Annotated in this window: 8 protein-coding genes; 2 read left to right on the top strand and 6 right to left on the bottom strand. The window is 48.4% G+C overall.

Annotated elements, in window-relative coordinates:
• Positions 1 to 752 precede the first annotated feature (752 nt).
• The 4 genes from OMP95_RS09860 to dinB all read right to left on the bottom strand — a co-directional run bounded on the left by OMP95_RS09860 (position 753) and on the right by dinB (position 5,117).
• Entirely contained in the window at positions 753 to 1,673 is a 921-nt protein-coding gene (locus tag OMP95_RS09860) for a HEPN domain-containing protein (protein ID WP_266328330.1), read from the bottom strand.
• A 45-nt stretch (positions 1,674 to 1,718) separates the two neighbouring features.
• The gene (locus OMP95_RS09855; protein ID WP_266328328.1) at positions 1,719 to 3,329 is read right to left on the bottom strand and encodes a TIGR04141 family sporadically distributed protein; all 1,611 of its coding nucleotides are present in this window, start codon (positions 3,327 to 3,329) and stop codon (positions 1,719 to 1,721) included.
• 86 nt (positions 3,330 to 3,415) lie between these two features.
• Positions 3,416 to 3,856, bottom strand: a complete 441-nt coding sequence (locus OMP95_RS09850; protein ID WP_266328326.1) for a hypothetical protein — start codon at positions 3,854 to 3,856, stop codon at positions 3,416 to 3,418.
• Between the two features lie 169 nt (positions 3,857 to 4,025).
• A complete protein-coding gene (gene dinB, locus OMP95_RS09845; RefSeq protein WP_266328324.1) occupies positions 4,026 to 5,117 on the bottom strand; it encodes a DNA polymerase IV in 1,092 nt (363 codons plus the stop codon).
• Between the two features lie 139 nt (positions 5,118 to 5,256).
• On the opposite strand from dinB, the gene OMP95_RS09840 reads away from it, so the two are divergent.
• Together OMP95_RS09840 and OMP95_RS09835 are read left to right on the top strand one after the other, a co-directional pair.
• Positions 5,257 to 6,798, top strand: a complete 1,542-nt coding sequence (locus tag OMP95_RS09840) for an AmpG family muropeptide MFS transporter (RefSeq protein WP_266328322.1) — start codon at positions 5,257 to 5,259, stop codon at positions 6,796 to 6,798.
• A complete protein-coding gene (locus tag OMP95_RS09835; RefSeq protein WP_266328320.1) occupies positions 6,795 to 7,394 on the top strand; it encodes a hypothetical protein in 600 nt (199 codons plus the stop codon). Before OMP95_RS09840 ends, OMP95_RS09835 begins: the two co-directional genes overlap by 4 nt.
• A gap of 40 nt (positions 7,395 to 7,434) precedes the next feature.
• On the opposite strand, the gene ppnN is transcribed toward OMP95_RS09835, so the two are convergent.
• Together ppnN and ssb are read right to left on the bottom strand one after the other, a co-directional pair.
• A complete protein-coding gene (gene ppnN, locus OMP95_RS09830; protein ID WP_266328318.1) occupies positions 7,435 to 8,796 on the bottom strand; it encodes a nucleotide 5'-monophosphate nucleosidase PpnN in 1,362 nt (453 codons plus the stop codon).
• Between the two features lie 184 nt (positions 8,797 to 8,980).
• Positions 8,981 to 9,463 (bottom strand): single-stranded DNA-binding protein, encoded by a 483-nt coding sequence (gene ssb, locus OMP95_RS09825; RefSeq protein WP_266328316.1) that lies wholly within the window; start codon positions 9,461 to 9,463, stop codon positions 8,981 to 8,983.
• Positions 9,464 to 9,495: the final 32 nt, after the last annotated feature.

Raw genomic sequence — 9,495 nt, 5'->3', positions numbered from 1 at the left:
TAAAAAATTATCCATTTTTTAACTTTGGATTGGTTTTATTGAGGTAACTCTACGCCCAGTTAATGCTTCTATTTCTCGTGTGAATTTATCATTTCCAACGGCTAGTTTTTACACTGACCCTAAATATCCTAAATATCCTTTTCCCCGAGCGGCTGGAGGAATACATCAGTCTATGACTGATTGGCTGACACAGAATTTTGAACACCCTCTACCTCAACCCAACCTACGCGCTTGCTTATCGATCGATTTTCCGTATATGGGAACCCGGCACACTCGCACCTTCATGGAAACCTCTCCTCTGTAGTCTATCGATCGCAGCTTGTTTCTCTGGCGAAGGCTTGTTGAGCAGTTTTTTACGAAGTTTCTCTGCGCGAAGCCTTTCAAGTTTTTGTTGTTTTCTCTTCTTACGGTTAACCATGTTATTCGGGCAGCTTACATGCAAGTGTTTTTCGTAGTTTTTGTTGTTAACAAGCGCATTGCAGTTTTTGCATCGGATCATCCCTTTCGGTGTTGGCTTAAGGTTTGCCCTACGAGTTTTTTTGTTTTTCTGGGGTTTCAGGCCAGTAGTCTTTTCCGGCGACTGTTCTTGATTTTTCCAACGAGCGTCTGGAAACAGTTTCTTTAGTTGGTTCTGGAGGGAGTTCATACCATTTAGTGCTCTAACAGTGTGTTATACGGCATGCTGTTATAGATTCTTTACTACATGATAGACAGATAGTATCTGTCACCGCCAGTTTTTACCTCAACCCAACCTACGCACTGGTCAGGCTATCAATACTTTTAGCAATATCTCCACCCAACACAACTGATAATAGATGAGCTTCATATGCCTCTTCTTTGCTTACTTTTTCATCACCATATCGCACCCCTGCGCTACATTGAATTTTATCAATTAAGCTTTTCTCTACAGCAAACAGTCCATTTTCTTTTGATAGCCTTGATAATTCATGTAGCTGATGGTGCTTGGGAAAATCTATTCCTTTAATTGCTAAAAAAGTTTTAAATGATTTTTCTACTGTTTGTAAGGAAGACCACTTTGATAAGCCGTAATGAGGAGGACTTGATAGTAAGTGATTTACAGCTGAGTCTATGTCACTAAGAATTTCGCTAACCATGGGCGATTTTTGGACTTTAGATATTGAATCCATTGAGTGATAACCAGCAATAAATGAATCAGCAATGGTTCTTAACTCACCAGAACTTAATGATCTGGCCAGCCCAACAGGAAAATCAGTGATTACGTCCAAGATATTACATCGAGGAATTCTCTTTAACTTAAGATCCTCGCCTTGGTTAGAGGATCTCTCATTAGCCGAAATGAAAAACTCAACAGTCCCATAGATCTTTGGAAAGTGTACTTCCCAAAGATCTCCGCGCACCATTATTGCACCGCGCCCGGGCCCCATTCGGACTGCAAGTTTATTTCCATATCTTTCATCAAACCAAGAGAAGATTCTGATAGTTAAATCATCACCAGTATAGACACCATCTGCCGCAGGCCTATTCTCCCTTGGAAACAGACTAAGCCCAAGCTTTAGTGTTTTTGATATCTCAAACCAACCTCGCATTGGCCGTGCATGAATTGGTATTTCTTGTTCTCTAAGAAATGAATCCACCACTTCCATCATCGCAATGAACTCTTTTTCATTTGTGGGCAATTTGATTTGAAGCATCTTGATGCCTAATGTAGTGGGTCAAACGTCACCTGCAACCATTCCTTAAATCTTGTCTGGTGCTGGCGCATAGGTCTTTAGAATTTTCCGCTGTTGCTCAACAGAAATCTTGGTAAGCATTGCGGTAAATCCCATAGCCTCAAGCCTAGAAACGCAATTCTTGAGACTGATCTTTGAGAAAAATGGCACTGAAAGAGGTTCGTCGCTTTCGCTAACAACCGCATACACAACCCGATACTCTTTTGGCAAAGGCGATCTTGCTGGATCGATCTTGCGGTCTGCGGGCAACTTGTCATTCACAATGTTCCTATATACCGAATCCATTCTGAACAGTTCACCTGAAACCAATCCTTGATTGAATAAGTGGCTTAGCACACTTGATCCACCATATCTTTTCACGTGGATGAACTCCTTATCATTGCGATATAGGTCGCAGATCTCCACTCCAGATGCAGCACCTCGCACATAGGCAAGGTCTGTGTCCATGAGGACATACTCCGCTGGTTCGTTGTTCGCGACACGGCTGTTGTACGCACCCTCGGATTCGTCGTTATAGCAGGGCATTTCCTTATCATAGCGAACGATTGAATTAAAATTCTGATTGATCGTGTCAGCGTAGTTGGTTTCGATCCGATACCACTTCCCGTTATTTAGGAGGCAGACTTCATTGTTTCTTTCTACCTCGGCGTATAAGTAGTAGTAGGCTGGTCGATCAAGAACGGGCTTGTCATCAGCATCCACACAATAGATTTTGCGCCGCATCAGGTCCTCTGGTGTGACTTCCCCATCTTCGAATGTCTCTAGGAAATCGAGTACGCGAACATCATAGACTCGCGGTGCACGTCTTGCCATTGAGTACCTGAATCCCACGACGCGGTTCCAATCGATTATTTCTGGGACTGAGAGCCAAACTTTTTCAATATCTCGGTGGTTTAGGTTTTCAATGAGCGTGTTGTCCAGATCTTTTGTGACCTCGGGATCACGAATTTGGCCGATATGGTCAATCCATGAAAAAGGTCCGTTTTTGTATGCGTCGCTTCGGTAAGCGGCGAGGAGCATGTCCAATAAATCCGGCAATTCCTCTGGATCAATATCTAAACTCAAATGAATGGAATCCAACCCAGATACTCGGTTACCAAAGTATTCGTCGGCTGGCTTTCCCGTTACCGCACGAAGTAGATCCCGTTCAACATCAATGCCGAAGTACTGCACTTCAGTTGCACGGCCAGACTGTTCCCTCTGCTGTGTAGGCTGTGCCTCCAGTGTTGATTTGTCGATGCTTCTGATACTCTCAGGATCAAGTATGTTCAAGGCGGTCTTTAGCCCAAATTCCTTTTCAATCTTCGCACTATCGATGTTGTGCCAACCCTGGCCAAATGAAATGAGGAAGGTTCGTTGCTGCCAAGGTATAGAAAGAACAGCTCCGGTTGACGAGTTCCTTCCAAAGGCTGAAGCATCGACAAAGTTATGAAAGAGCGCGGCCCATTTGGGAGTGTTGGAAGTCTGGCGTCTGACGTAAAGTGTAGCCCGACAGCCCTGCCGGAGGTCCAAAGTCGACTTGTTTAATGCCCCGACGTTCTTGATGTTTCCATTGGGGAGGGCGATATCGTCCTTGGCGAGATAAATGCTCAGGTCAATCTTTGGTTCGTCAGCCATTTCGGATCCTCCCTCAAAGATTTAACGTCTAAGCCAAGCCGTCGAACTCGATGTGCTACTAGTTAGATGGATTCTAGCGACTAGCATTACAGAAGCACCTCAAGACGGAATCTACGCTTGCCGGTGAAGACGTTCTCGTACATCTGATATTCAAGTCGATAGGCCCACTCATATCCTTTTCCGCGAGTGGTCTCCACATTGATAAGTTCATTTTCAAGGGTCTGGAGTATTGGTGCATGTGAGAGGTGCTTCTTCGGAAATATAGTTATTCGTTCGGGAACGTTTTTACCTTCTGGACGCGAGACCTCGATTTTTTCAATTACCTCCATTCCTCCTTGGTCGAGAAGAATCGAGCCGTTTTCGTCGAAAATGACCATCGGGCGAAGCGATGCAGAAATCTTTCGTAAGAAAGATTCTTCGTGGATCTTCTTACCGATTCGCCAATCTATAAACTGGAATGCACCATAAATGGCCGCGATGATAGTCACGAGCGCTACCGCTCCCTCTAGTGCCTGCATCCATTCCATGTCTTCACCTCACGGGGCCCATTTAACAGTGTCTTTTATGAGACCAGTTTGGTCTCATAACAAATTATTAAGAGGGTGGCCTTATAATTCTTTATACCTACCTTGAATGTGACTGAATTTTGTTCACCAACAAACCGTTATGAAACATTAAAGTAACAGATTTAGTGACTTAAAATACATCGTTCAACACCAAATCCAACTGCGGCTGCTGTTTTTCTTCAGCAACAGGCATATCAAACCCGCTTAAACTCAAACCCACCAGTCTGACCGGTTTGTGGCCGGCTTCAGTCCGGCTTAATAACAGCGGAATCCATTCTTTTAAATCAGTCAACGCAATGCTGTGCTCTATGGTTTGTGCTCGCGTGACTTGCTGAAAATCGGCATATTTGACTTTCACGGTCACGGTACGTGCTTTCAGGTTTTGTTTCGCTAGGCTTTCCAGCACGATCCCGGCAAGATCACGTAATTTGGCGGTGAGTTCAGGTACGGAAAGGATATCTTCGGCAAAGGTGGTTTCTTTGCCCAGCGACTTGCGGACCCGTGTGCTGCGTACGGGGCGATTATCAATACCGCGGGCGATGTTGTAGTAATACTGGCCGGATTTGCCGAAGCGTTCGGTTAGTTCAGTCAAAGATTTCTGGCGCAAGTCAAAGCCGGTTTCGATGCCGAGTTGTTTCATTTTGGCTTCGGTGGCAGGGCCGATGCCATGAAACTTGCCGACCGGCAGTTCAGCGACAAAAGCTTCGCCTTGCTCGGGGCGAATCACATAGAGGCCATTGGGTTTGTCCATATCCGAGGCAATCTTGGCGAGAAACTTGTTGTAGGAGACGCCGGCGGAGGCGGTGAGATGCGTTTCTGAGAGGATATCCCGCTTGATGGCTTTGGCGATTAAGGTGGCGGAGCCATTGAAGTCGGCGGTGTAGCTCACATCCAGGTAGGCTTCATCCAAAGATAACGGTTCGACTTCGCTGGCATAGCGCCAGAAGATAGCGCGGATCTGGTTGGAGACTTCACGGTAGGCTTCGAAACGCGGCCGCACGAATATCGCTTGCGGGCACAAACGGTAGGCGCGGGAACAGGGCATGGCCGAATGAATGCCGAACTTTCGGGCTTCATAACTGCAGGCAGCGACTACGCCGCGGCTATCGGGCTGACCGCCGACAATCAGCGGTTTGCCTTTGTATTCCGGGTTGTCGCGTTGCTCGACGGATGCAAAAAAGGCATCCATATCGACGTGAATTATTTTGCGCTGTCGGATCATGGTGAATAAGTTAATAAAACTTCTCTGTATTTTCTCATGAATCGTTATCGCAACGCACCATACGTATTCCGTTTCCGTGGTGGATTGCTGAATGCGTCGATGGTACTTTAGCGGATTCAACCTAATCCGAGAGAATGGCTTGATAGCAAGAATTCGTTCATGGCAGGAAAGTTTGCGGGCGTTTTGTCACCCGCGGGTGGTAACGATGCTGTTTTTCGGTGTCGCTGCCGGCCTGCCATTGCTGCTGATTTTTTCTTCTCTCAGTCTCTGGCTGCGCGAGGCAGGGGTGGAACGGGCGGCGGTGACTTATTTCAGCTGGGCGGCATTGGGGTATTCGTTCAAATTCGTCTGGGCGCCGCTGGTTGATGTGATTCCGTTGCCGTGGCTGACGCGGGTGCTGGGCCGCCGCCGTGCCTGGTTGTTGCTGGCACAATTGATGATAGTGGTGGCTATTATCTTGATGGCGATGATCGATCCGGCCAGTCAGTCATTGACCCTGATAGCGCTGGCCGCGGTCTTGCTGGGCTTTTCCTCGGCCACGCAGGATGTGGTGATCGATGCCTACCGTATCGAATCCGCGGGTACCGAATTACAGGCGTTGATGTCAGCCAGTTATGTTGCCGGTTACCGTATCGGTATGCTGATAGCCGGTGCCGGCGCCTTGATTATCGCGAGTTATTTCGGCTCATCCATCGTTAGTTATAATTTCGGTGCCTGGCAGCTTGCTTATCTGAGCATGGCCGCATTTATGCTGGTGGGCATTATCACCACTTTGGTGATTGATGAACCACAGGTGAATCGGCACAGACCGGCTGAAGCTGCAAGAGACTACGCGGGCTTGTTTGTCACCTTTCTGGTGGCTATCAGTGGCGTTATTGCCTGTTTTACGCTAACCAGTAATGTCGCGGTTGCGGCCAAGTTGACCCTTGCAGGATGGGTGCAGAATGCGCAACTGGCTGCGGTGATGGTAGAAATGTTCCGGTTTGCTGTTGCCCTCGGTGTGGCCGTGTTGCTGGCAAGGTTCTGTATGCGGTTCCGCTGGGTAAACCGTGATTTGCTTACCCGCAGTTATCTGGAGCCGGTGCAGGATTTTTTCCGCCGTTATGGCTGGTCTCTGGCCTGGCTGTTACTGGCGCTGGTCGGCTTGTACCGGATCTCCGATATTGTATTGGGTGTGATTGCCAATGTGTTTTATCAGGATATGGGGTTCAGCAAACCGCAGATTGCAACAGTGGTAAAAAGCTTTGGTTTGCTGATGACGATTGTGGGTGGCTTTCTGGGCGGCTTGCTGGCGGTGCGTTTTGGTGTGATGCGCATTTTGTTTCTTGGCGCGTTGTTATCTGCTTTGACCAATTTGCTGTTTATGCTGCTGGCACAGATGGGGAATGACATTACCATGCTTTACGTGGTGATATCCGCCGATAATCTTTCTGCCGGCTTGGCCAGCGCCGCGTTTATTGCTTTTTTGTCCAGCCTGACTAATATTTCTTTTACCGCGGTGCAATATGCGATTTTCAGCTCGCTGATGACTTTATTACCTAAAGTCCTGGGGGGGTACTCCGGTTCTATGGCGGAATCGATGGGGTATGAAAATTTCTTTTTGATAACGGCATTAATGGGTATCCCGGTGCTGATTCTGATTCTGCTTGCGCGCAAACAATTTAATCTGACACTACCATGACATTTTCGCGACTGATTTTGATTATTGCTGCAGTTGCGATTTTTGCCTGGCAATGTCAGGGGGCAGATTCTGTTGTGCTTGGACCGGGCGTGAAAGTTGAACAGCCGCCAAAACAGAGTGTGCTGAAAAGCGCTGAGCCATTTGAGTTTAAGGACTATTCTCTGACGCCGCTGGCTGCTTTTTCACTGCAAGCAAAAGTGTTGTCGCGAGAGGATTACTGGCTGGATCGGGAGAGTGATCTGGCGCCGACTGATTTGGTATTAGGCTGGCAGAAAATGTCGGATGAAGCGGTGCTGGAGCAGATTGAGATCCGCCAATCAGGACGCTGGTATTACTGGCAGGTCAATGATTTTCCGATTCCCCGCCGCGCCATTGAAACACAAAGCGCCAATATGCATATGGTGCCCGCCGATGAGATCGTGGCAGCGATGCTGGATTTGGTCAGTCCGGGTCAAATTATCAGCCTGGAAGGTTATCTTATCCGCGCCTATGGTTACGATGGCTGGTACTGGCAAAGCTCACTGACCCGGGAAGATACCGGCGCAAAAGCCTGCGAATTGATGTTTGTCACCCATATTGACATTGTCGCGCCCTGAGAACCTGTTTATGCGGTGAGATCGTGAACAGGTTCTGAGTTTATTGGCCGGTCAGCCGGTAGCAGGGCTGATATTCTTTTTCACCCTGCCCCAGTTTCATACGTTTTTCCCGAACAAAGACCCGCAGTAACTCATCAATTGCTTTCATGATCGCCGGATCGCCAGTGATGGCATACGGGCCATGTTTGGCGACTTCCCTGATGCCAAACGTTTTGACATTACCGGCGACGATACCGGAAAAAGCCGCTCGTATCTGGCTGGCCAGGTCATGCCGCGGCAGAGCCGGATCCAATTCGAGTGCTGCCATATTGGCATGAGTGGGGATAAAAGGGCGCTGCAGGAGTGGATCGATATTCAACTGCCAGTTGAAGTAATAGGCATCCTGGCTGGCATGTCGCTCACGGTGAACTGCGTCAACTGCATCCCGCATCTTCTGGGCCACTTTGTGGGGTGTCCCGATAATGATTTGATACAGCTCCGTCACTTGGTCGCCGAGACAACGGCGCAGGAATGTGTCCAGTGTTGCAAAATAATCATGGCAGCATGCCGGTCCGGCAAAGACCACCGGTATGCTATGTTGATTATCCGGGTGCAGCAGGATGCTGAGCAGATAAACAATTTCCTCTACTGTGCCGGCACCGCCGGGAAATACGACGATACAGTGCCCGAGCCGCACAAAGGCCTCAAGGCGTTTTTCGATGTCCGGCATGATAACCAGCTCATTGACGATGGCATTGGGCGATTCTGATGCAATAATGCCCGGTTCGCTGATACCGATATAGCGGCCATTCTTGATTTGTTGTTTGGCATGACCGACGGCAGCCCCTTTCATCGGGCCTTTCATGGCACCGATGCCGCAACCGGTGATGATATCCAGGCCTCTCAGCCCCAGTTCATAGCCGACCTGCTTGGCATAATCATACTCTTCACGGGGGATGGAATGGCCGCCCCAGCACACTACCAGATTAGGGGTAACCCCCGGTCTGACTACGCCTGCGTTGCGCAGGATGCGAAACACCTTGTCGGTGATTTTTGCCGGTGCATCGGCTTCATCGGCCAGAATCTTGAAGTCGGTATAAACAATATCCCTGAGTACTGATGACAGGTGTTCCTGTATCCCCCGGATAATCTTACCGTCGACAAAGGATTGTGCGGGCGCATTGTGAATTTCCAGCATGATGCCGCGTGGTTGTGGTTTCAAGCGGATATCAAAATCGATAAAGCGGTTGAAAATCAGCTCGGCATCATCTTCTTCACTGTCCGTATTCAATACGGCCAGAGCACAGTCACGAAACAGTCGGTGCAAATCGGCGCGGGGATTGCTGAGTTTGAAGATTTCTTCCTGCGACAGTAGGTTAAGGCTGCGGATCGGACGGATCGTAGTGCGCGCAATTTTGTTCATGCAAATACCTTGTTATAACCTGTCTACTTTGATGCTCCCACTGTTGAGAGACTGAATCAATCCCCTAGGTGAAAAAAATAATCACACGCGGGTAGACCGGATTTTTTTATGCTGCGCTTAATAAAAAAAGCCCCTGATAACAGAGGCTTTTTCAACGATTTACACTAATAGTCTTAGGTTAATCCTAGAACGGAATATCATCGTCATAGTAGTCTGAATCACCGCCACCGTAATCAGGGCCGGCAGAGGATGAGGCCGGTTGCGGCGCATTATAGCCGCCTGATTTCTGGTTCGGCGATTGATCAAAGGATGTATCGCCACCGCCACCGCCGGCACCACGGCTGTCGAGCATGGTCATTTCATTACCGACAATTTCAGTTGTGTAGCGATCCTGGCCGTTTTGATCCTGCCATTTACGCGTCTGAATCCGGCCTTCAATATAAACTTGGGAACCTTTATGAAGATATTGCTGGGCGATTTCGCCAAGACGGTTGCGTAGTACAACCCGGTGCCATTCGGTACGTTCCTGCCGTTCACCAGTCTGTTTGTCTTTCCATGATTCGGAAGTGGCAAGTCTGAGGTTGCAGATGGAGCCACCGTTAGGGAAGGCGCGGCTTTCTGGTTCTGCGCCCAGACGTCCTACGAGAATAACCTTGTTTACTGACATGGTGAAATCCTTGGTTAAAAATTAATTTACTT

Source organism: Methylophaga sp. OBS4, from assembly GCF_026319305.1.
Taxonomy (GTDB): Bacteria; Pseudomonadota; Gammaproteobacteria; order Nitrosococcales; family Methylophagaceae; genus Methylophaga.
Note: the sequence above shows the minus strand (reverse complement) of the source record. Positions and strands in the feature narration are given on the sequence as shown.